Raw genomic sequence first — 21,698 nt, forward strand, 5'->3', positions numbered from 1 at the left:
CCGGAGAGGTTATATATGCAATTACGAAAAGATTTACGCAATGTGGCAATCGTGGCGCACGTAGACCACGGAAAGACCACTTTAGTAGATGGAATGCTCTGGCAGGGCGGAGCTTTTGATACCCATACCACGGTAGAAAAAACCGGGGAGCGTATTCTCGATTCGGGAGATTTAGAGCGCGAAAAAGGTATCACCATTCTGGCGAAGAATACTGCGATTACCTATAACGGTCCGGCTGCCGCCGAGTATGGAGCAGAAGCGGGCGTAATAATAAATGTGGTAGATACTCCCGGCCACGCCGATTTTTCGGGAGAAGTAGAGCGGGCGCTCGCTATGGTAGACGGGGTTGTGCTGCTGGTGGATGCCNTCCAGAAAATTTCAATCCGCTTCGGAAGAGAAGTGCAGAAGAAATAGCGGACGATAAAATAGATAATTTTCTCGCCGCTGCTCATAATTGGATTTATGCGGAAGATGGCGTAGTACGTGCAAATCCAGATTATATTTCTTCTTATACAGCGCCAGCTCCGGAGCAAAGCACCGCACCTTTCGTCGTAAAATTAAACCTAAATCCTCAGGCAAAATGGAATTCAGGCACGCCAATAACTGCTGCCGATTATATAGCTAGTTGGAAAGCTTGCTCCGGGCAGATTGCGGGAATCACCTGCTCCGCTGCCGCGGGTTGGAAGCAGATTTCCGAAATGACCGCGGGAGAAAATGAATTTCAGGTAGTTATTTCCTATAAGCATAACTATGCAGATTGGCCAGCTACTTTTGAAAAAATTGCTCCTGCTGCCGGCCTCTCCGATGCAGATACTTTCTCGGCAGCTTGGAAAGATTTACCGAATGTCGCTTCTCTACAGACTGGCCCTTTTCGTCTTTCGCAAGTGGATAGAGAAAAGAAAACTATCGAATTAGTGCGTAATGAAAATTGGTGGGGAGAAGCTCCCGTATTGGAGAAAGTCACCTTTTACGAATTAGATGAATACGATGCAGCGCAGGCTTTCGCTGCAGGTAAATTAGATGCTCTGCCAATGATTAAGGATTTACCGAGCTTAGAAATTGTGAAATCCTGCCCGGAAGCTGCAGTTAAAATTTCTGCTTCGCGCCAGTGGCGAGAGCTTTTATTTAACACTAAATCTTCGCTTTTACAGAATAGAGATTTTCGCTTAGCCCTGCAGAAAGGCATCGATTCCAAAGGTTTTGCCGCCTCTGATTTGAGTGGTTTGCCGAGCGCAGATCTGGATTTACATATGGGGAGCCACGTGCTTTTGCCCTATCAAAAAGGGTATATAGATAATTCCCCGCCGGTGAATGGAAAACTCGCTCGCAAAGATTTAGCAGAGTTGGGCTACACCTGGAATGAAAAGACGCAGTATTTTGAAAAAGACGGCGAAGTGCTTACTTTGAGCTATTTGCGCATTACCGGCGTGCCTACTTCAGAAAATGAGGGGCAAAAACTGCAGGAACAGCTGCAGAAAATAGGCGTAGCGCTGGAGATGAAAGATATTTCTGCCGGCGAATTCCAGGCGGCGTTGGCCGCTGGAGAATACGATATTACTAGTGTCACTTGGCTATTTACTCCGTATCCTCTTTCCGGAATTGGCCAACTCTACGCTTCTAATCGCGATGCGGCCGGTGCTGCAGATGATGCGGCGGCTAATCTTAATTTCACCGGCTATGCTAATTCAGCTCTTGATACCTATATCTGGAAAATAGCGCGGGAAGCGGATGAGCTCAAAAAGCTGGTATATGCCGAAGAATTAGATAATTTACTTTGGAAAGAAGGAATCAGTATTCCGCTTTATTACCGCGCCAATATCACGGGGGTTCATAAACGATTGGCGAATTATGGGGCGACGGCTTTGGAGACCTTCTTGCCGGAGAATATCGGTTTTCTTCCGGAAAAATAACTTTGGGCTTCACCTAGCGCCGGAAGTGTAAATTCTCTCCCACTTCTGCTCCCAGTAGTTCTTTCCGAATTTCTGCGCAGTAGAATCCAAACGTCAAGGAAATTCCGCCCGAAAGATGATTCGCCGAAAGTTCGGTTTTTACCTGCACTGGGGTAGTAGCCGGAGAGGTTATATATGCAATTACGAAAAGATTTACGCAATGTGGCAATCGTGGCGCACGTAGACCACGGAAAGACCACTTTAGTAGATGGAATGCTCTGGCAGGGCGGAGCTTTTGATACCCATACCACGGTAGAAAAAACCGGGGAGCGTATTCTCGATTCGGGAGATTTAGAGCGCGAAAAAGGTATCACCATTCTGGCGAAGAATACTGCGATTACCTATAACGGTCCGGCTGCCGCCGAGTATGGAGCAGAAGCGGGCGTAATAATAAATGTGGTAGATACTCCCGGCCACGCCGATTTTTCGGGAGAAGTAGAGCGGGCGCTCGCTATGGTAGACGGGGTTGTGCTGCTGGTGGATGCCGCAGAGGGGCCGTTGCCGCAGACGCGTTTCGTGCTGCGAAAAGCCTTAGAAGCTAATCTTCCCGTCATTCCCGTGATAAATAAAGTGGATAGAGCCGATGCGCGTATCACGGAAGTGGAAGAAGAAACGCAAGATTTATTGCTCAGCCTAGCAGCTGATATCGAAGATAGTGGCGGCTTAGATCTGGAGAGAATTTTAGAAATTCCCACTATCTATGCTTCGGCAAAAGCTGGCGCAGCTGATACTGAAAAACCAGCGGATGGAGAATTGCCGCGCAATAAAAATCTGGAGCCGCTTTTCCGAGCAATTCTTAAGTATGTGCCGGCTCCGGTGTATGACGAAACTGCGCCGCTCGTGGCGCAGGTGACTAATCTGGATGCTTCGCCGTTTTTAGGGCGCTTGGCTCTGGTGCGAATCTATTCGGGGCAGTTGCGGAAAAACACTTGGTTGGGTCTGCAGGCAGGGCCGGAAGGTACTTTAGAACGAGTGCATATTACGGAGCTTTTACGCACGCAAGGTCTAGAGAGATTTCCGGCGGAAATGGCTGGCCCGGGCGATATTGTGGCTATTTCGGGAATTCCAAATATCACTATTGGGGAAACGCTCGTCGATCCGGCAGATCCGCGCCCCTTGCCGCCGCTACACGTAGATGATCCGGCAATTTCGATGACTATTGGGGTCAATACTTCACCCTTGGCTGGGAAAGAAAAAGGGCATAAATTGACGGCGCGCCAGATTCGCGACCGCTTACACCAAGAAACGGTAGGAAATGTGGCTATTCGTGTGCTGCCCACCGATCGCCCAGACACCTGGGAGGTGCAGGATCGGGGAGAACTTGCCTTGGCGATTCTGGTGGAGACGATGCGCCGCGAGGGTTTTGAGCTGACGGTTGGGAAACCGCATGTGGTAAAAAGAGTGGTAGACGGGAAAGTGCAGGAGCCCTGGCAATATACGACAATCGATGTGCCGGAGGAATATCTGGGAGCGGTGACGCAGATAATGGCGGCGCGCAAAGGCCAGATGGAGACGATGGCTAATCACGGTACCGGCTGGGTGCGCATGGAGTTCCTCGTGCCGGCGCGCGGATTAATCGGTTTCCGCACCTACTTCCTTACCCAAACTCGCGGCACCGGTATTTCTGCCTCTATTTCTGCTGGTTATCGGCCGTGGGCAGGCCCTATAGAGGCGCGCACTACTGGCTCGTTGGTATCCGATCGTGCCGGCAAAGTGACGGCTTTTTCCTTGCAACGCCTAGAGGATCGAGGTACTTTTTTCGTCACTCCGGGTGAAGATACCTACGAGGGGCACGTGGTAGGAGAAAACCCGCGCAATGAAGATGTAGATGTAAATATAGTAAAGGCAAAAGAACTTACCAATATGCGGTCTTCTACTGCCGATGTATTCGAAACTTTACAGGCGCACCGCACGCTCACTCTCGAAGAAGCGATAGAATTTGCGGCAGAGGATGAATGTTTAGAGGTAACGCCGGAGACGGTACGTATTCGGAAAGTAGAGCTAAGTACGGCTGCGCGAAATCGGGCGCGGGGTCATTTGAAGAAAGAGGCGCGCAAATAATTCCCAGCTGGGATAATGGCGGGAATCGCGTAGGATAGAGAATATGAAGATATTGAAGTATCTGGGTGTGCTAGCCCTCGGAGTATTGGCTGGAGTGGCTGGTACCTTGCTGCACTCCACGCCGGTGAAAGTTCCTTGGATTGGATTGATTCTGGCAATTTTGCTGGTAATGGCCGGAGCTTGGATAGCCTGGGAACTCCAGAAAAAAGTACTTTCACTTCTCTATGCCCTCGGGGTAGAGGGGGCAGTAATCGGGCTTTTTACTTTCCCTCCTTCCAACGATATGCTTGCAGCTCCGCGGGAGATACTTTTTTATCTCTGGATTGGCGGATCTTTGCTGGCCGCTCTCCTCACTCCGTTTTTAGCACGGTGGCTGGTGGAGAAGTACTCAGTAGAAAAGCCCGCAGCGGAAGAAGAAAAACCACGCACTCCGCGCCGGTGGCGGCGTAAATTCAGCGCGACGAAGACCAAAATCAGCGCCGGCAAAAATAAAGCTAACGCAATGGAAACCAAAGCCGGCGTAGAGAAAACTACTAACTTAAAACGTAAATAGGGATTGAAAAAGGATCGGAAGTACCTATGACTTATGTGATTGCCCAGCCTTGTGTAGATGTAAAAGATAAGGCCTGTGTAGATGAGTGCCCGGTAGATTGTATTTACGAAGGTGAGCGCACTCTTTATATCCATCCAGATGAATGTGTGGATTGTGGCGCTTGTGAGCCAGTTTGCCCGGTAGAAGCTATTTTCTATGAAGAAGATTTGCCAGAAGAATGGGATGCTTACTACGATGCTAATCTACATTTCTTTGACGATTTAGGTTCGCCGGGTGGAGCGGCAAAAATGGGGAAGATCGCCGGCGATCACCCTTTAATTGCGCAGCTTCCTCCGCAAAACTAGGAAGAACCGAAATAATTACGTATCTCTTAGACTCTTGAGGGAAAGAAAGCAGGTGGCGATATGGTGAATAATGCGCGTTTAGCGGTAGATGGAAAAGATGTAGAACTGGAACGAGTAAGCGCCAGCGTTGGAAATGACGGAGTTTCAATAGCACAGCTGCGTGCGCAGACCGGCATAGTCACGGTGGATAAGGGTTATGCTAATACTGCTTCCTGCACTTCGAAAATTACCTATATCGACGGCGAAAATGGCATTTTACGCTATCGGGGCTATCCAATTGAGCAGTTGGCGAAAAATTGTTCTTTCTTAGAAGTGGCCTATTTGCTTATATATGGAGAGCTCCCGGATGCTGGTTCGCTTTCTACGCTGGTGCAGCGCATCAAACACCACACTTTGCTTCACGAAGATTTTCTTTCTTTCTTCCGTTCTTTCCCCTCGCAGGGGCATCCGATGTCAATTCTACAATCCGGTATTGCGGGGCTTGGCACCTACTACGAAGATACTTTGGATGCGAAAGATTCTAATCAGCTAGATTTAGCTTCTATTTTGTTATTGGCGAAAGTGCCGACGATGGTCGCCTATGCGGCGAAAAAAGCTGCGGGTTTGCCGATGCTCTATCCAGATACTTCGAAATCGTATACGGAAGATTTCTTGAGAATGAATTTTGGGCTTCCGTATCAGAATTTAGATATTGACCCGGTCGCAGTAAATGCTCTGGATAAATTATTTATTCTCCACGCAGATCATGAGCAGAATTGCTCCACCTCTACTGTGCGCTTGGTAGCTTCGGCAAATGCCAGTATCTATGCGGCGGTAGCGGCCGGTGTGGGAGCACTTTCCGGCTCCTTGCACGGAGGAGCGAATGAGGCGGTGCTGCGGATGCTTAATAATATCCGCAATTCTGATCTCACTATTGAAGGTTTTGTGCAGCAGGTAAAAGACAAGACTAATCAGGTAAAGCTCATGGGCTTCGGGCATCGGGTATACAAGAGCTATGATCCGCGAGCGCGTATCGTCAAGGATTTAGCGGACGAATTACTCGATAAGCTGGGAGGAGATCCAGAACTCTTCGATATGGCGCGCGAGTTAGAGCGAGTAGCTTTAGAAGATGATTACTTCATTGAGCGGAATCTCTACCCCAACGTCGATTTCTATACGGGTCTTATCTACAAAGCACTTGGTTTCCCGGCCAAGATGTTTACTCCGCTTTTCGCAATCGGGCGACTTCCGGGCTGGATTGCGCAGTTCCACGAGCATGTGAAAGATAATACGCAGCGCATTGGCCGCCCGCGGCAGATTTATATTGGCCATGCCGAGCGTAACTGGTTGCCGATGGCGGAGCGCACAAAGCAGAATCGTTACTTCTACGACTTCGCTGACGGCCAGGTGTAGATTTTAATTTTCTGGCGCTAATTTTTGCCCGGTAAGTATAGGGGCGTTTGCGCGGTAGGTGCAGATTCCTGCTCTTAGTAGGTATTAGATTTCCAGAAATCAGCTATTTGGTAGCCAAGTTGCGCTAATAGCTGGCGCAGCAAGGGGAGAGATACCCCTACTACGCCGTGCGGATCTCCGGAAATTCTTTCTACGAACGCGCCGCCGTAGCCGTCAATGGTGAAAGAGCCTGCTACTTCGAGCGGCTCGCCAGTCTGCACATACGCAGAAATCTCTGCTTCGCTGAGTTCGCAGATATAGACGCGGGCGCAGGATACCGCTGCCGCACTTTTCCCGGTGGCAGTGTCGATTAAGAAATGCCCGGTGTATAAATCTCCGTAATTTCCGCTCATAGCTTGCAATCGCGCGTGCGCCAGCTGCGGGTTATGTGGCTTGCCGAGAATTTCTCCTCCCATTTCCAACATTGAATCGCAGCCCAAAATTACTTCCGGGCGCGGAGTGGGTGGAAAGGATAATTTCCCCGCTTGTAGTTCCTGCCAGATAGCGGTGGCTTTTGCGGCAGCTAGCGCCTGTACTTCTTGGCTGGCGCGTATTCCAGTGGCTGATTCGGAGCCGGTGCAGCCGACGATTCGTGGCCGTGCAGGTGGTGGCGTGGAAGTGGCAAAAAGTTTTCTCCGTATTTCCTCTTCATCTACCGCAGATACCGCCACTTGTGTATTAATTCCGGCTGCTTGTAAAGTTTGCCGGCGGGCGGGGGAAGCGGAAGCTAGTAATAGTGTGTACAAATGTGCTCTCCTGTAATAGTAAAAAGAGAAAATTACCGAAATTGGTATTTTCGTTTATTTACGAGGTGTTTTCCTATATGATTTTAGAGTTAGTTGCTGTACTTTGAAAAAGCAAAGAATTTCACTTAAAGTAGTGATGTGAGTTTTACCACAATTAAAGAAGGCGCTGTGTCTACGACTGTACAAGAGCATGTGAAAAGGCTTCTGGGAGGGGAAGAAAAGTACAGTGTCCGCGAAATAGCGGAATTAGTAGGCTGCGATTTTGCACTCGTGCGGCGTTTTTGGCGCGCAATGGGTTTTCCGGTAATCACCGATACGGAAAGTAAAATTTTTACCGAATATGATCTCGACGTGATGCGGGCGCATTTCGATATGATGCGCCAAGGCATGGTAGATGAAGATACCTTAAATTCACTGATTCGTGCCCAATCGCATCTGCTCGATCGTATGGTGAGTTGGCAATACGAAGCATTAGTCGAAGAATTTGCGGGGCGCTTTGCAATAGATGAAATTTCCGCTCGCTTTATGCTGCTTGATCGCATAGGGGAGTACGAAGAATTTCTCGTCTATCAAATGAAGTACGCTTGGCGGCGGCATATGGCAAATCTTTTGCGCCGCGTAGAAACGGAGCTGGATGATCATCGCGATCGGAAAGATGGCGTACTTCCCACCATTCGGGCTTTCGGTTTCGTCGATCTAGTATCTTTTACTCATCGTTCAGGTGAGCTTTCGCCGCACGCTCTCGTAGATTTTATTCAGACCTTTGAATTTACGTGCCGCGATGTGATTTCTACCTATGGAGCGCGGGTAGTAAAAATGGTGGGAGATGCCGTGCTTTATATAGCAGATGATCTGCAAACCGGCATCACCGTGGTGGATAAAATAGTGGCTGCACTGCGGGATACTCCTAATATGCCAGATGTGCGAGCTTCCCTGGTGTGGGGAGAAGTAGTATCTCGTTTTGGAGATATCTTCGGACCGAAAGTGAATTTAGCTTCGCGCCTGTGCAACGTCGCCCCAGTGAATGGAATTTTAGTAGACTACCGAACCGCAGAAGCTCTGCACAACTTAGATGCACAACGCTACATCGCGGAACCTTATGATATTCCAGAGCTGCAGGGGATTGGCAGTATAGAAGCAGCCCAAGTACGGGTATTGGATAATCCCGATCTGGAAAACTATCAGAGCTAGCTAGTTTTGCGATAAAACTACTGCGCAGTATCTGCGGTATCGGCTGTATCTGCAGTATGCGCCACTAGCGTTTCATAATCTTCGGCGCGCAAAGTACCTTGCCGCAGCGCCTCCCAAAATTGGGGCGTTAAATTCTCGTCTAATAATACTGTGGAGCCGACGCCCCCGGGGTAATAGCTTAAATCTGCTATCGGTGGGGTGCCCATGATTCCGCCTTGCATTACTTTTCGTAGCACGAGCCCAGCTTTTCCTACTTGCCACAGATTATCTTTTTCATCCACCACCAGAGCACTGGCGGTAGTGCCTACGAGTTTCTTCTGCCGCAGCGGTGAGAAGAGGAGATTCTTAGAGAGTGCGGTCTTCATAAGGGAAGACACCACTTGCCGTTGCCGATCTGCCCGCCCAATATCGCCCAACGGATCCTCGTAGCGCATCCGGGCAAAGGCCAGTGCAGTAGTACCATCTGCAGAGTGGCAACCGGCATTCCAATTTAATCCCGAGAGGGGGTCATTTACGTCTTGGTCATAGCAGAGTGGAATAGTGCCGACCGCATCGGTAATAGAAACTACGCCCTCCATACCAATCTCTACGTAATGGTCGATAGTAAGCCCAGTTAATCTCTCAACTGTGGCCACTAATAATGCCCCTTCTCCCAAGGAATAGGCCGCATTTAATTTGTTGTAGCCATATTCAGGAATATCTACATAGGTATCGCGGGGGAGCGAAAGCAATACGGGGTCAGCTCCGGGAGCTTTATGCAGCAACATCACCGTATCGGAGCGTTGGCCTTCTACCGATTCATCAGCATAGGCGCCGCTGCGTTTATCGGATCCGACGATTAAATAGGTATCGCCGGGTGTGTCCGGGGCACCGGAAAGTGCTGAGGTATGGGTTAAATTGCGATTTCCGTATTGGTAGAGATATATTCCCCAAGCTGCGCTAATAATTAGTATTCCCACCAGTAGTAGGGCAAGCGTGCGTAGCGCGCGGCGCCCGGATAGCCGCCAGCTCTTGTGCCGGGGCGTGCCGCCGGCGGGCTGCATGAGCGCGGAGCGAGGAGAATTATTAGTTAAAAGACGATTTTGCGCCGGAGCACTAGGCGGGGTATGCGGTGAATTACGGGGTGGATAAATGGGAGCTTCCATCATATCCGGGGCATATTCGCGCTTTTTTTGCGGCTGATAGCTGGGCCGGTAATTAGGCTGGTGGTCGGGCTGGTAATTAGATTGATGGTTGGATTTATAGTTGGGTTGATAACTAGGCGGAAGTAGATTTTCTGCGCCTCCATTTAGCGGATTTTCCACTTCATTTGCCGCTGTATTCCCGATTCGCTTAGCGCCCTGAGTGCTGGGTCGGCGTTTCCTGCCCTGCGGAGCAAAGGAAGGGGGCATTTTATCTATTTCGTCGTCTTCCATATCTTTTTCCCGCTTTTAGCCATTGAGAAGCTGATTATTCCCGGATTTTTCACTTTCTTCCAGCCGCGAATCTATCTTTTTATCTCCAGAAAGTATCTCCGGGGAAATTGGCATATCGCGGCGGAGTGCGGCCCACACTAAATCCGCATTGTCAGCGGGCACTACTCTTCCCGGTTGATCTGGCGCGAAGTGATTAGGCATAGTGAGGAAATTGATATTTTCTACTTGGAGATTGCGCAAAGAGTAGAGGAAACCAGAAAGCCAGCGGAAATTCCCCAGACCAGAAGAAGTATCAAGATTCTGGGTAATTTCTTTTACGATGCTGTAGAACTTCGGTAAATCACTGGCTAAATTCATACTCAGCATTTTTTCAGCAATTTTTCCGACTAGCTCCTGCTGGCGTTTAATTCGCGATAAATCCGAGCCGTCGTCAATTCCATAGCGCATTCTCGCTAACGCGAGAGCTTGCTCTCCATCCAAATTATGGCATCCAGCTGCTACATCTAATCCAGAGAGTTCTTCGTGAATTGCTTCCTCAAAGCACATTTCTACTCCGCCTAGCGTATTAACTATGCCCTGAAAAGCTACGAAATCGATTACTACCCAGCCATCTATTATTACATCAGTGAGTTTTTCTACGGTGCGCAGAGTACAGGTGGCAGCGGCATTAACATCGCCGTAGATGCCTCCGGTGCTGAAAGCAGTGTTAAACATTTGCTGCTTCTGTGGATAAGAGCGCTCGTCATCGGTGAGTTGGCAACTAGGAATATCCACTAAAGTATCGCGCGGTATCGATACGAAATCGGCGCGTTGCCGATCAGCGCTGATATGTACCAGCATTACGGTATCGGAGCGCATTCCGGTAATATCTGAATCCGGATCGGTGCGCTCGCGCGAATCAGAACCAATCAGCAGCACATTGATAGGCATTCCCTCTTTTTGATCCAAGGGAATTACCTCACCCGGGCGTTTAGCTCCTTTTAGTAAATCAGTAAAATCGTGCTGATTTATATTTCCTTGCAGGTTATAAATTACGGTGGCGGCCAGCGAACCCAGCCCGAGTAAAAGAGAAAGAAGGAAAAGTCCGAAAATACGGCGAATCTTCGCTGCAGAGCTCAAGGCGCGCCGATGCTTGCCGAACATTTTTTTCGGCCGGGCGGATTCGGATTTCGTCATAGTGAAAATAATACCCAGATATATCGGAAAATGGGGAGAAGGAAAATTGAGAGCGCCGGAGTTAAGGAGTAGATGAATCGGGATTTTCGGGGTCGCTCAGTTTTGCCGGATCAGATATGGCAATCGTGAGCCGGCGAGAAAGCTCCACAATGCGATTTTCTAAGATATTTAAGCGCCGAAACATCACTACCGAATAGGAGAGGAAGGCAATTATCAGTAGATAGAGCAATAAATCAGTGCCCCGCCCGATACCTATCGCATTTGCCACTAGGGTGGTGATACGGGGAAAAAGTATGGAAAAAATTGCTAGTAGCACAAATATAAGCAGCAGGAGCCGGCGCAGTGCCACGTTTTTAGTATTGCCAGTGGAGCGCACCAAGAAGAAAGCTACTATCAGCACTACCGTGATAAGTATAATTTTTATTATCAATTTGTATCCCTTCTCGCTGGCTTCTATTTACTTTATATTGCCGAGAGTCATATCGGTAAGAATATTAATCCCATTGAGGAGGCTTTGCCCCTTGGCCCGGGAATAATCGGTGTAATCAATGGTGACGGGAACTTCCGCACTGGGTAGTTTAGTAGCTGCCAATTGCGTGATTATTTGAGAGGCGTGGGCCATGCGACTCTGGGTGAGATTGAGCTGTGCTGCCACATCGCGGCGCAACACGCGCAAGCCATTGTGTGCATCAGTGAGTTTTAAGCCGGTGCGCCAGCGGGTAATTTTTGCGGCGGTGGTGAGCACCATCTTTTTTAAGAATCCGGCTTGACTTTCTCCCTCTAGAAAGCGTGAACCGAGCACGAAACCGAGATTTTCTGCCGCCGCTTTTTCCACCATCGCGAGGGCGTCGCTCACTCGGTGCTGCCCATCGGCGTCAAAAGTAATTAGATATTCCGCAGTGGTATAGCGGAGTACCCAGCTTATTCCAGTTTGCAGAGCCGCTCCTTGCCCCAAATTAATCGGGTGGGAAATCACCGTCGCTCCGCCCCGGCGCGCCTGCGTGGCAGAGTCATCATGTGAGCCGTCATCCACGCAGAGAATATGGGGAAAAGTTTGCCGGGCCGCGCTTACTACTTCCTCAATCACGCTCGCTTCGTTATAGAGAGGTATTACTAGCCAAGTGCGCTCCACCAATTGGGAGGTGTCGGTAGCTTCATGCATAGCAGTATTCTCTCACACTTCTTTCTTCCGCTTTATCAGGAGTGTTAAAATATGTACGCTCCAGAATTAAATTATGACGTAAAGGGGTCTTGGTGGCAAAAGCACCGCGAATTGTAGATACGGCCGATGTGGCTGCAGAAGCGCAAATTGGTGACGGGTCAAGTATTTGGCATTTAGCACAGATAAGAGAAGGTGCCCAGATAGGCGAGAACTGCATTATTGGGCGGGGCGCTTATATTGGCGAAGGAGTAAAGCTCGGCAACAACTGTAAAGTGCAGAATTATGCACTCGTGTACGAGCCGGCAGAATTAGCTGACGGAGTATTTATTGGTCCAGCAGTAGTGCTCACTAATGATCATTTTCCGCGCGCTATAAATGTAGACGGTTCTTTGAAATCCGCAGCGGATTGGGAGCAAGTAGGGGTAACTATTGGCAAAGGGGCCGCTATTGGAGCGCGCTCAGTGTGTGTAGCGCCAGTCAAAATAGGTGAATGGGCCTTAGTGGCGGCGGGAGCCGTAGTGACGCGTGACGTACCTCCTTTTGCTTTAGTAGCGGGCGTCCCGGCCAAACAAATCGGTTGGGTAGGATATGCTGGCGTAAAATTAGAAAAAAATGGTGAAAATACCTGGCGCTGCCCGCAGACTGGTGATATTTATGAAGAATTTGCAAATACAATTCGAAAGGTTGAATCCTAATGACTGAACTACCTATGATTCCCGCGGCTAAGCCGATAATTGGCCAAGAAGAAAGAGATGCCGTAGATGCCGTATTGGCTTCTGGAATGCTCGCGCAAGGAGCGGAGGTAGCTGCTTTTGAAGAAGAGTTTGCTGCTCATTTAACTCCGGGAGCGCAGGCAGTGGCGGTAAATTCCGGCACTTCCGCTTTGCATTTAGGATTACTGGCTTCGGGAATTGGGCCAGGAGATGAGGTAATAGTACCTTCCTTTACTTTTGCGGCCACCGGAAACTCGGTAGCTCTTACGGGTGCTACTCCGGTATTTGCAGATATTGAAGATAACTATTTCTGCTTGGATCCAGATTCTATTCGAGCTGCTATTACCGATCGTACGAAGGCAATTATGCCGGTACACCTCTACGGGCATCCCGCCAATATGGAGGAGATTCGTAAAATTGCGGCGGAGCATGACCTCTTAATATTTGAAGATGCGGCGCAGGCACACGGGGCGGCTCTGCACGGAGAAAAAGTAGGTACCTTCGGTACTTTCGGAGCTTTTTCGCTCTACCCCACGAAGAATATGACTTCGGGAGAGGGCGGTATGATTACCACCAAAGATCCGGAAGTGGCTCGGAAAGCGAAGTTGCTCCGTAATCAAGGCATGGAAGTGCAATACCAGAATGAATTGGTGGGATTCAATAATCGTATGACTAATATCCATGCGGCTATTGGGCGAGTTCAATTACAAAAAGTCGATGGATGGGTCGCCAAACGGCGGGCAAATGCAGCGTTCCTCAACGAGAATTTACAAGGGGTAATAGTGCCGCCTACGGCTCCAGGAGCTGAGCACGTATATCATCAGTACACTATCCGGGTTGAAGAAGATAGAGACGGATTTGCCCAAGCTTTGCGGGAAGAATATAAAGTGGGTTGCGGCGTATACTATCCAATCCCGAATCACCGTCTACCTTCGCTTACGCATTTTGCACCAGGGCTAGAGTTGCCGCATACCGAAAAAGCGGCGCGCGAAGTACTTTCACTTCCGGTACATCCTTCATTAAGCGCTGGCGATTTAGAGCGGATAGTAGAAGCAGTAAATGCTCTGGCAAAGGCAGGAGCCTAGTATGGGGGAAATTATTCGTTATGGCTTAATCGGATTAGGCTCGATGGGCCGCCATCATGCGCGGAATATTCGTGCTTTAGAGGGTGCGGAGCTGGTGGCAATCGCTGATAAATATGGCGATAAATTCGGCGTAGCTGGCGATTTAGAAGTATTACCCGATGTAGATGCGCTAATTGCTGCGGGAATAGATGCTGCAGTAGTAGCTGCTCCTACTGGGCAACATGCAGAAATTGCTTTGAAACTGGCGGAAGCTGGTATTCACACGATGGTGGAAAAGCCGCTGGCTTCTAGTGTAGAAGACGGCGAAGCCATGGTGGCAGCTTTTGAAGCAGCTGGCTTAGTCGGCGCAGTGGGCTATGTGGAGCGTTGTAACCCAGCCCTGATGGAGATGCGTAAACGTATTGCCGAAGGGCAGTTGGGAAAGATTTACCAAATTTCTACCCGCCGGCAATCGCCATTCCCAGCGCGGATTGCTGATGTGGGAGTGGTAAAAGACTTAGCTACCCACGATGTGGATTTGACGGCGTGGGTAGCGGGTGCTGCCTATAAGGAAATTTCTGCTAACACTGCTTGCCGTACGGGAAGAGAATATGAAGATTTAGTAAGTGCCACTGGCGTCTTAGAAAATGGGGTGCTAGTGAATCATTTAGTAAATTGGCTTACTCCGTATAAAGAGCGTTCTACGGTAGTGCTAGGTGAAAAAGGTGCTTTAGTAGCAGAAACCGTGATGGGAGATTTAACTTTCTATGCGAATGCTACTGCGCCCTTAGAATGGGACCAGATTGCTAATTTCCGCGGAGTATCTGAAGGAGAAATCACTCGATATGCTCTAAATAAGCGGGAGCCGCTGGCAGTGGAGCATGAGCATTTCCGCGATGCGATTCTCGGTAAAGGTAATGAGCATGTATCGATGCGAGAAGCGCTGAGCACCATGAAAGTGATTCAGGCGATTCTCGATTCAGCTAGTTTGGCGAAGACCATTACTTTTTAAATAAAGTGAGGCGGCGGTGTAAATACTAGCTGCCTCACTTTTATATGCATACCAGTTTTTATCGAGTGGAAATAAGCACCCTTTACAGTGGTATTCGATAGAGTGGTCAGGAAAGGGGCGCGGGTGAAGCAAATAAGAAAGCTGCAAAGTTGGAGTCGGCAAAAATTAGCTGACCGCCCAATACTGCAAAATGTACTGGTACTTTTTACCGGTACAGCCGCCGCACAGGCTTTTGCAATGGCGGCAGCTTTAATTACCGCCCGCCTTTTCACGCCGGAAGCTTTCGGGCAATTTGCAATTTACGGAGCAATCACCGGAGTCATAATTACTATCGCCAATCTTCGCTACGATATGACTATTGTGCTTCCGGAAACTGACGATGAAGCACGGGTGATTGCGCGCCTCGCAATGCGAGCTAATATAGTGATTTCTCTGATCACAGTGGTAGCTGCCTTAGCATTACGCGGAGTAGTGATTGATATCTGGGGTAGCGAAGAATTGGCTTTTTGGCTGCCAGTAGGGGGCCTTACCGTATTTTTAAGCGCTGCCGTAGCGATTATGCAGTACTGGTTTAATCGAAAAGTAGATTATAAAACTATTTCAATTAACCGTTTCCAGCAGACGGCAGGATCTTCCGGCGGAGAAGTACTTTTCGGAGCTTTCGGCCTGCGTTCGATGGCCGGTTTGTTATGGGGAGTATTGCTGGGGCAAATATGGGCTTTTGGTAATCTTTGGCGAAAATCAAAGAGTCTCCGCCAACCAGTGGCTTCTAATACTCCGAGCATGTGGGAGATGGCTAAGCGTTATAAAAAAATGCCGCTGTTGAATCTGCCAAATGCCTTAATAGATGCGGTGCGCTTAAATGGGATAGTGCTGCTAATTGGTACTATTGCGCTGGGAGCAGTCGGGCAATTTAACCTCGCTTGGCAATCAATGCAAGTGCCAATTGGGTTAATAAATGGGGCTATTTCGCAAGTATTTTTCGAACGCCTAGCGAGGGTAGAGCGCGGAAGTATGCGCCCCTTAGTGCGCGCCACTATAAAACGCGCTTTCCTCCTGGGATTGCCACCTTTTATCATTATCTACATTATTGCGCCGTGGATATTTACCTTTGTTTTTGGACCGCAGTGGAATATGGTGGGGGATATTGCCCGCGCGCTTACCCCGTGGCTGGCACTGATGCTGGTGACTTCGCCAGTGTCCACAGTATTTGTGGTCACTTTTAAGCAGCACTGGATGTTGATATTTTCCATCTTCTTCATGATCTTCCCGCTCGGCTGGCTCTATTTTTCCCCACTTTCCTTAATACCCACCCTTACCGTATTAGGTTGGCTCATGGCGGGGATGTTGATAATTAATCTTTTCCTCGTAGATTTAGCGGCGAGCCGCTATGACCAGGAAGCTCCGGCAGAGCAAACAGAGAGTGTGCCGGCTGCAGAGCAAATTGATAACATAGATACGCCCGGCGCGGCGGAAAGCAAAAAAGAAGAATAAAAAATGCCCGCAAAAAAGACGGTAGTTTTCCATGCTCCTTATCCCCTAGAAGAAAATTATGCTTCCGGGAGTCGCCTCCGCCCTACCCAGATGCGGCAGGCTTTTCAGAATTTAGGTTACGAAGTATACGAAATTACCGGTAACCCCGCGCAGCGAGCTGCTGCTTTTCGGAAGTTAAAAAAAGAAATAAAAGCTGGAAAGAAAATAGAGTTTGTATATGGGGAAAATTCTACGCAGCCTAATTTATTGGCCAGCAGTATAAAAAAGGGTCTAGCGCCTTTTTTAGAAGCGCGTATTTTTAGCTATTTTCATCGCCAGCAAATTCCCGTCGGAATTTTCTATCGGGATATTTATTGGAAATTTCCGGAGGGTTTAGCAGGGATACCGCTCTGGCAGCGCAGCTTGTGTAAATTGCTTTACCGTTTTGATTTATGGGCTATGAGCCGCGCCCGCGTACATCTCTTTTTACCAAGCGGAGAAATGGCTTCCTATGTACCCTATCCAGCTAGTTTATGTAGTCCATTGCCGCCCGGGGCAATGGTAAAAGAAAGTGTGACTCCAGCCGGGCTGCATATTTTTTATGTAGGCGGTTTGGGTGCGCACTATGGAATCACCAAGGCACTCCAAGCGGTAGGGAAGACGGCGAATGTAGAGCTCACCATGTGTGTCCGTAAAGAACAGTGGGAAGCATATCGAGCAGAACTTTCCCCTTATATGAACGAGCGAATTCAGATAGTGCACGGCAGTGCTAAAGAGTTAGCTCCTTATTATGATGCGGCATCTCTGGGATTGTTATTTATGGAGCCGAATGAGTATCGCCGTTTCGCAGTGCCGATTAAACTCTATGAGTATTTAGGATACGGTAAACCGATTATCGCTTCGGAAGGCACTTTAGCTGGAGAAGTAGTGCGGGAAAAAGGTATTGGTTTCACTATTCCCTACAAGCAAGAAAACTTAGTGGCGCTGCTGGAAGATTTAGCAGCAAATCCGCAAAAATTGGCAGATGTAACAGAGCGAGTGCAAAAAGTGCGCGAGGAAGAAACCTGGGAAGCGCGCGCTAAGAGTGCCGCCGCAGTATTGGAAAAATAATTAGCTATTAATTAGCCAGAAGTACACCTCTGTATCTTTATTGCCTTAGCATTGGCTTATTTTACTATTTTACTATTTTGCTGATTCTCGCTCGTTTGCTGCGGTATAGCCTGCTAATACTCGCTGCAGAGCAGTTTGGGGAGAGTGATTAGCCTGTAGCCACTGAGCAGTATGAGCGGGAATTCCTGCTTCTAAATTCGCTATAGCTAAAGTAGCCAGTTTTTCTGCATCGCTGCACTCTACTTCGGTGCCGCCAATTACGGGAATATCGTGTAGAGAACTATCCTCCCCGGTGTACCAGCTTTTTTGGAGCGGAACAGCGAGAGGAGTGCCTTCGGCTAAAGATTCTAATTCGGAAGCTCCCATAATTCCGGAAGATTGCCCTATACATAACTGGGCATTGTGCAGGGCAGCACGAAATTCCCGATTAGAGAGCCGCGGCAGCAGATGCACTCCAATCTGGGCGGCCGCCGTCGCATTTTCTCCCCAATCTAAGCCGACCAGCGTAATACTTTTCGGGAGTTTAGCACGCAGTATGCGCGCCATTTCCAGTTGGGTTTTTCCGCCTTTTACGCTTTCCCAGCGGGAATTGAAAAAGATATAGTTCCCTATCTTTTCCAGGCCGTGGGGGCGGGGATCTTTATATGAGTATAAAGAAATCGGCACTGGTACTAGGCGTGCATCGGCGCGTAACGGCAAAATATGCTCTGCTAAATCTGGAGTGGAATAAAATATGGCGCTGGCTTTTTCCACTGCCCGTAATACTGTTTCACGATACGCATCTTGGTAAAGACGGGTACGAATATCGGTACCATGTAGATGCAGAGCATAGTTTTTTCCGAGTGCCCAGTTTACATAGGGTAAGGCGATAGCGCTGTGGAGGTGAATCTGGGGGCGCAGGATTTTATTTCCCAGGAGCTTTACCTCCCAGCCAATGCCGCGCCCTAATTTTTCCAGCATCGCCAGCGGCATATCTGAAAAGCAAGAAACTTCTGTGATTTGCAGCTTTTTCCAATTCAGACCCTGGGCATTGGCCGCTGCCACTAAATGAGTAGAGGTAAAAGCCATATCCCCTACGTGCAGTACAGAATTACTTTTTAGCATGTTTAATAAGCTCTTCTACTACCCGCTCTGCCGCTTTCCCATCTCCATAGGGAGTAGCATCAGTGGGAGTAGGCGCCGGGCGATGTACCGCTGCTGCTAAATCTTCCGGCTCTACCAGCTTATTCCACCCTAATTCTACGGTTTCTACCCATTCAGTTTCCGTGCGCACCGTGGTGCAAGGTACGCGCAGTAGGAATGCCTCTTTTTGTAAACCGCCGGAATCAGTAATTATTCCGCGCGCGGCGCTAGCTGCAGCGATAAGTTCTCGGTAGGGCAGTGGAGAATTGAGAATTAAATTCTTCCCATTAATTTTAATTCCCAAATCCTTGCATACATTACGTAGGCGCGGATGAGCTAGCAGTACCACGGGGCAATCTAGATTTTGTAAAGCGTCAATAATATGGCGCAAGCGCTTTTCGTCATCGGTATTTTCGGCGCGGTGAATAGTAGCGATATAGTATTCACCTTTATCTAAATCTAAATCCGTGATGGCCGTAGGAATTTTTCCCTCTGCATTGCGCTTTTCGGCCAGCAAGATATCGGTCATTACGTCGCCTACCACTACCGTGCGCTCTCCGAGACCTTCTTCTTCTAAATGCTGGCGTGCCACTTCCGTGGGGGCAAGCAGTAAATCAGCGGCGTGGTCAGTCAGTACCCGGTTATGTTCTTCCGGCATGTGGCGATTAAAAGAGCGCAGCCCAGCTTCGAGATGGGCAATGGGGAAGCCTAGCTTCACCGCACTGAGCGCGGCGGCTAAAGTGGAGTTAGTATCTCCATATACGAGCGTCCAATCTGGCTGATACTTTTCCAGAACGCCGTCCATTGCCGCTAAAATAGCGCCAGTTTGTTTGCCATGGGAGCCGGAACCCACGCCGAGATTTTCTTGTGGGCGGGGAATTTGCAATTCTGCAAAAAATACATCCGAAAGCAGGGGGTCATAATGCTGCCCAGTGTGCACGATAATATGTTCTACACCGGCTGCTGCACAAGCCCGGGCAATTGGGGCTAACTTTACAAATTGCGGACGGGCTCCGACTACGCTTAAAACTTTCATATTTGAAATTATACGGTAAAGATCTTCTCGGTGGTTAATAGAGGAAATAGCACTAATCTGCAGAATTGCTGTGCTTGCAGGCATCGATGCGATAAACTGCGGCGCTCCCACCTTCTGCGACTTTCGTAAAACCTTTACTTAGGTCGACGCTGCTGAGGCCAACAGTAGGTAGCCGGGTTCCCATTAATCCGCTGCGTTCCTTATCGTAATAAATATGGGTAATTTTTAATTCATTTATTAGCTCGCAGACTCGCGGATCGGAGTCAATAGCTGATAAATGAGTAGATACATAAATTTCTCGATAGTTAGAGGGGCGGATATATCCCTGCGGATAGACCGTATCTATGCCAGAAATAGCCATTACGTAGGCAGATCCGTTGAGTGGTTCACCGAGCACCAGCGCATTCTTCGGTAAAACCTGCGGGAGATGGCGAATCATCGCTAGTTCTTCTTTACTCATAATATTAGTGGAGCTCTTCGTCTCTCCCCAAGTGTAGGAAACAAGGAAAAAACGCACCGGGAAAGTCAGTAACAAAGCGATAACCATACTGGTGAGAGCGGCATAGGTGAAGAATTTATGGGATACTTTTCGCCCTTTTTTCTTTCTTTGCGATTCGTATTTTTCTAAAGCGGCACTTATCCCTATACCTCCTAGCAGAATCAGCGGTATGGCCTGGGCAGCTAAGAGCCGATTCGGGTAGGCGTACCAGAGTGAAGCGAGGGAGAAGAGAGGACCGCCCTGCAGAAAAGCGGTAAAAACTAGCGCAGTTATTAAGAGATAAGAACAAAAGATCCAGCGATAACGGTGGGTTTTCAATACCGAAATTATTCCCAGGAGAAGAGCTATAGCACCCATGCTGCAGATTATTATTGTGCAGATTGGGTAAATTTTTCCGTCACTCATAGCGAAGTCAGGGCGAGAAAGTAGCGTAGAGCTAAGAGCGTAGGAAAGGCGTGAGTAGTTAAAACTGCGGGCATTCTGAGCATTTAGCAGTCCGAGGAAAGAATTGCGAATAAAAGGTAAGGCAAAGATTAGGAAAATGGCCATTCCGACGGTAGCCAAGATACTTCCGATATAGATCAGGCGAGCACGGGAAGTAGTCAGTACTTCGGTATATATTTTCTTTGTCGCCAGTAAAGCTATCGGCAAGATGAGGACGGCGAAGCTAAGAAGGGCATTGGGGTGAATAAGTACCAAACCGCTAAAAATCACTGCAAAAATTATTAGCTGTATCCCCATCGTAGTGAGATTTTTTCGCCAAGCTACGTAGCGGCTCGCAGCTATTGTCCCGGCCATCAACGCAGGTAGCAGAGAATTGGAAAAAGCATTGGGAAGAGGCGGATAGGCAGAAAATAGCAGAGTGGGGAAAGCGAATATAGCCGCCATCATAATCAGAATACCGCTGCGTTGATGAGCAGAAAATCCTAAGACTAAAGCTAGTAATAGCAGACCGCTTACCCAGATTAAATTAGCTAATAAATTAAAGGAATTGATCGCCGGAATAACTGTGTGAGAGGCGGCTACTAGAGATACGAGCCCGTGCCAACCGGCCATATAATTAGTGGGTGAAGTATCTATCCCGAAAACACGAGTAAAAGAATTGAAATAAGAGGCACGTTCATTTTGTTCAATTAGCTGTATGGCATTAGCGTGCATTATCGGATCCCAGCGATGTAGAGGTTCTTGCGGGTCGATATGCAAAAAAGGCAGGCAAAGGGCGAGTAGGCAGAGCACAACTAGGAAATAGTTGAGGAAATTTTGCCAGCAGAGCCGCATTGGAAGAGCTAGGTAGGGAGAGAAGCTCTGCGCAGTTGGAGCTGATTTACCATATTTTCTTTTTAGCGCTAGCCGCAGCAGTGCCAGTAGTTGTAAAAGTAAATAGGAGGCACCGAGGGTGTAGGGGTTGAAAGGTAAATTGACGAAAGGGAAGAAGGTGCCGCAAAAAGCAGTAAAGGTGGCTACTATCACCGGAGAAAAAGCAAAAGCGAAAAATTTAGGTAAACCGAGGGTGAAGAGAAGCAGCGCTCCCGGGAGAAAAAGCACTAGAAATGCCCCTATTAACTGTGGAAGCGCGCTTAGCCAAGCCATAGTAATTTCCCCTTTAGCTACGAAATCAGAGAATAGCATATACTAAAAACT

General features: G+C 48.6%; 20 protein-coding genes and 1 pseudogene. 12 read left to right on the forward strand and 9 right to left on the reverse strand.

What is annotated here, in order from left to right; genetic code table 11:
• Nucleotides 1–15: 15 nt before the first annotated feature.
• Both BQ7117_RS02070 and BQ7117_RS02075 read left to right on the forward strand, forming a co-directional pair.
• Nucleotides 16–372: pseudogene (locus BQ7117_RS02070) on the forward strand (GTP-binding protein); the annotation flags it as partial.
• Between the two features lie 128 nt (nucleotides 373–500).
• Nucleotides 501–1,910, forward strand: a complete 1,410-nt coding sequence (locus BQ7117_RS02075) for an ABC transporter substrate-binding protein (protein WP_237563080.1) — start codon at nucleotides 501–503, stop codon at nucleotides 1,908–1,910.
• Nucleotides 1,911–1,923: 13 nt separating this feature from the next.
• On the opposite strand, the gene BQ7117_RS07895 is transcribed toward BQ7117_RS02075, so the two are convergent.
• Nucleotides 1,924–2,058 (reverse strand): hypothetical protein, encoded by a 135-nt coding sequence (locus BQ7117_RS07895; RefSeq protein WP_272914088.1) that lies wholly within the window; start codon nucleotides 2,056–2,058, stop codon nucleotides 1,924–1,926.
• A 26-nt stretch (nucleotides 2,059–2,084) separates the two neighbouring features.
• Here BQ7117_RS07895 and typA point away from each other — a divergent pair, with 26 nt between their 5' ends.
• Genes typA through BQ7117_RS02095 form a run of 4 tightly spaced genes read left to right on the forward strand, consistent with a single transcriptional unit; the run spans nucleotide 2,085 to nucleotide 6,299 of the window.
• Nucleotides 2,085–4,010, forward strand: coding sequence for a translational GTPase TypA (gene typA / locus BQ7117_RS02080; protein WP_073995974.1), 1,926 nt, complete (start codon nucleotides 2,085–2,087; stop codon nucleotides 4,008–4,010).
• Nucleotides 4,011–4,053: 43 nt separating this feature from the next.
• Nucleotides 4,054–4,563 (forward strand): hypothetical protein, encoded by a 510-nt coding sequence (locus BQ7117_RS02085; protein ID WP_073995975.1) that lies wholly within the window; start codon nucleotides 4,054–4,056, stop codon nucleotides 4,561–4,563.
• Between the two features lie 26 nt (nucleotides 4,564–4,589).
• Entirely contained in the window at nucleotides 4,590–4,907 is a 318-nt protein-coding gene (gene fdxA, locus BQ7117_RS02090) for a ferredoxin (protein WP_073995976.1), read from the forward strand.
• A gap of 60 nt (nucleotides 4,908–4,967) precedes the next feature.
• On the forward strand, nucleotides 4,968–6,299 hold the full coding sequence (locus BQ7117_RS02095; RefSeq protein WP_073995977.1) for a citrate synthase: 1,332 nt from the start codon (nucleotides 4,968–4,970) through the stop codon (nucleotides 6,297–6,299).
• Nucleotides 6,300–6,373: 74 nt separating this feature from the next.
• On the opposite strand, the gene BQ7117_RS02100 is transcribed toward BQ7117_RS02095, so the two are convergent.
• Nucleotides 6,374–7,084, reverse strand: coding sequence for a nucleoside triphosphate pyrophosphatase (locus tag BQ7117_RS02100; RefSeq protein WP_237563036.1), 711 nt, complete (start codon nucleotides 7,082–7,084; stop codon nucleotides 6,374–6,376).
• A gap of 168 nt (nucleotides 7,085–7,252) precedes the next feature.
• Between BQ7117_RS02100 and BQ7117_RS02105 the strand changes: the two genes are divergently transcribed.
• A complete protein-coding gene (locus BQ7117_RS02105; RefSeq protein WP_237563037.1) occupies nucleotides 7,253–8,275 on the forward strand; it encodes an adenylate/guanylate cyclase domain-containing protein in 1,023 nt (340 codons plus the stop codon).
• 17 nt (nucleotides 8,276–8,292) lie between these two features.
• Here BQ7117_RS02105 and BQ7117_RS02110 read toward each other — a convergent pair whose 3' ends face one another.
• From BQ7117_RS02110 to BQ7117_RS02125, 4 genes are all read right to left on the reverse strand, one after another.
• Entirely contained in the window at nucleotides 8,293–9,690 is a 1,398-nt protein-coding gene (locus BQ7117_RS02110) for an LCP family protein (protein WP_084789817.1), read from the reverse strand.
• Nucleotides 9,691–9,705: 15 nt separating this feature from the next.
• The gene (locus BQ7117_RS02115) at nucleotides 9,706–10,866 is read right to left on the reverse strand and encodes an LCP family protein (protein WP_084789818.1); all 1,161 of its coding nucleotides are present in this window, start codon (nucleotides 10,864–10,866) and stop codon (nucleotides 9,706–9,708) included.
• 61 nt (nucleotides 10,867–10,927) lie between these two features.
• On the reverse strand, nucleotides 10,928–11,296 hold the full coding sequence (locus BQ7117_RS02120; RefSeq protein ID WP_073995981.1) for a DUF2304 domain-containing protein: 369 nt from the start codon (nucleotides 11,294–11,296) through the stop codon (nucleotides 10,928–10,930).
• A gap of 27 nt (nucleotides 11,297–11,323) precedes the next feature.
• A complete protein-coding gene (locus tag BQ7117_RS02125) occupies nucleotides 11,324–12,028 on the reverse strand; it encodes a glycosyltransferase family 2 protein (protein WP_073995982.1) in 705 nt (234 codons plus the stop codon).
• Between the two features lie 89 nt (nucleotides 12,029–12,117).
• Here BQ7117_RS02125 and BQ7117_RS02130 point away from each other — a divergent pair, with 89 nt between their 5' ends.
• The 5 genes from BQ7117_RS02130 to BQ7117_RS02150 all read left to right on the forward strand — a co-directional run bounded on the left by BQ7117_RS02130 (nucleotide 12,118) and on the right by BQ7117_RS02150 (nucleotide 17,400).
• The gene (locus BQ7117_RS02130; RefSeq protein WP_073995983.1) at nucleotides 12,118–12,723 is read left to right on the forward strand and encodes an acyltransferase; all 606 of its coding nucleotides are present in this window, start codon (nucleotides 12,118–12,120) and stop codon (nucleotides 12,721–12,723) included.
• Nucleotides 12,723–13,826 (forward strand): DegT/DnrJ/EryC1/StrS family aminotransferase, encoded by a 1,104-nt coding sequence (locus BQ7117_RS02135; RefSeq protein WP_073995984.1) that lies wholly within the window; start codon nucleotides 12,723–12,725, stop codon nucleotides 13,824–13,826. The genes BQ7117_RS02130 and BQ7117_RS02135 overlap by 1 nt, the downstream gene beginning before the upstream one ends.
• Before the next feature lies 1 nt (nucleotide 13,827).
• Nucleotides 13,828–14,817: a Gfo/Idh/MocA family protein gene (locus tag BQ7117_RS02140; RefSeq protein ID WP_202613016.1), complete on the forward strand. Its 990-nt coding sequence runs from the start codon at nucleotides 13,828–13,830 to the stop codon at nucleotides 14,815–14,817.
• Nucleotides 14,818–14,940: 123 nt separating this feature from the next.
• Entirely contained in the window at nucleotides 14,941–16,311 is a 1,371-nt protein-coding gene (locus tag BQ7117_RS02145; RefSeq protein WP_073995986.1) for a lipopolysaccharide biosynthesis protein, read from the forward strand.
• Nucleotides 16,312–16,314: 3 nt separating this feature from the next.
• Complete coding sequence (locus BQ7117_RS02150) at nucleotides 16,315–17,400, forward strand: glycosyltransferase (RefSeq protein WP_073995987.1); 1,086 nt, start codon at nucleotides 16,315–16,317, stop codon at nucleotides 17,398–17,400.
• 72 nt (nucleotides 17,401–17,472) lie between these two features.
• Here BQ7117_RS02150 and BQ7117_RS02155 read toward each other — a convergent pair whose 3' ends face one another.
• Genes BQ7117_RS02155 through BQ7117_RS02165 form a run of 3 tightly spaced genes read right to left on the reverse strand, consistent with a single transcriptional unit; the run spans nucleotide 17,473 to nucleotide 21,686 of the window.
• Nucleotides 17,473–18,504 carry a glycosyltransferase family protein gene (locus tag BQ7117_RS02155; protein ID WP_073995988.1) on the reverse strand — a complete coding sequence of 344 codons (1,032 nt, stop codon included), beginning with the start codon at nucleotides 18,502–18,504 and terminating at the stop codon, nucleotides 17,473–17,475.
• The gene (gene wecB, locus BQ7117_RS02160) at nucleotides 18,491–19,558 is read right to left on the reverse strand and encodes a non-hydrolyzing UDP-N-acetylglucosamine 2-epimerase (RefSeq protein WP_073996938.1); all 1,068 of its coding nucleotides are present in this window, start codon (nucleotides 19,556–19,558) and stop codon (nucleotides 18,491–18,493) included. Before wecB ends, BQ7117_RS02155 begins: the two co-directional genes overlap by 14 nt.
• 52 nt (nucleotides 19,559–19,610) lie before the next feature.
• Nucleotides 19,611–21,686 carry a DUF6541 family protein gene (locus BQ7117_RS02165; protein ID WP_143273947.1) on the reverse strand — a complete coding sequence of 692 codons (2,076 nt, stop codon included), beginning with the start codon at nucleotides 21,684–21,686 and terminating at the stop codon, nucleotides 19,611–19,613.
• Nucleotides 21,687–21,698 lie beyond the last annotated feature (12 nt).

The sequence above is a fragment of the Arcanobacterium urinimassiliense genome (assembly GCF_900119495.1).
GTDB classification, from domain to species: Bacteria; Actinomycetota; Actinomycetes; order Actinomycetales; family Actinomycetaceae; genus Arcanobacterium_A; species Arcanobacterium_A urinimassiliense.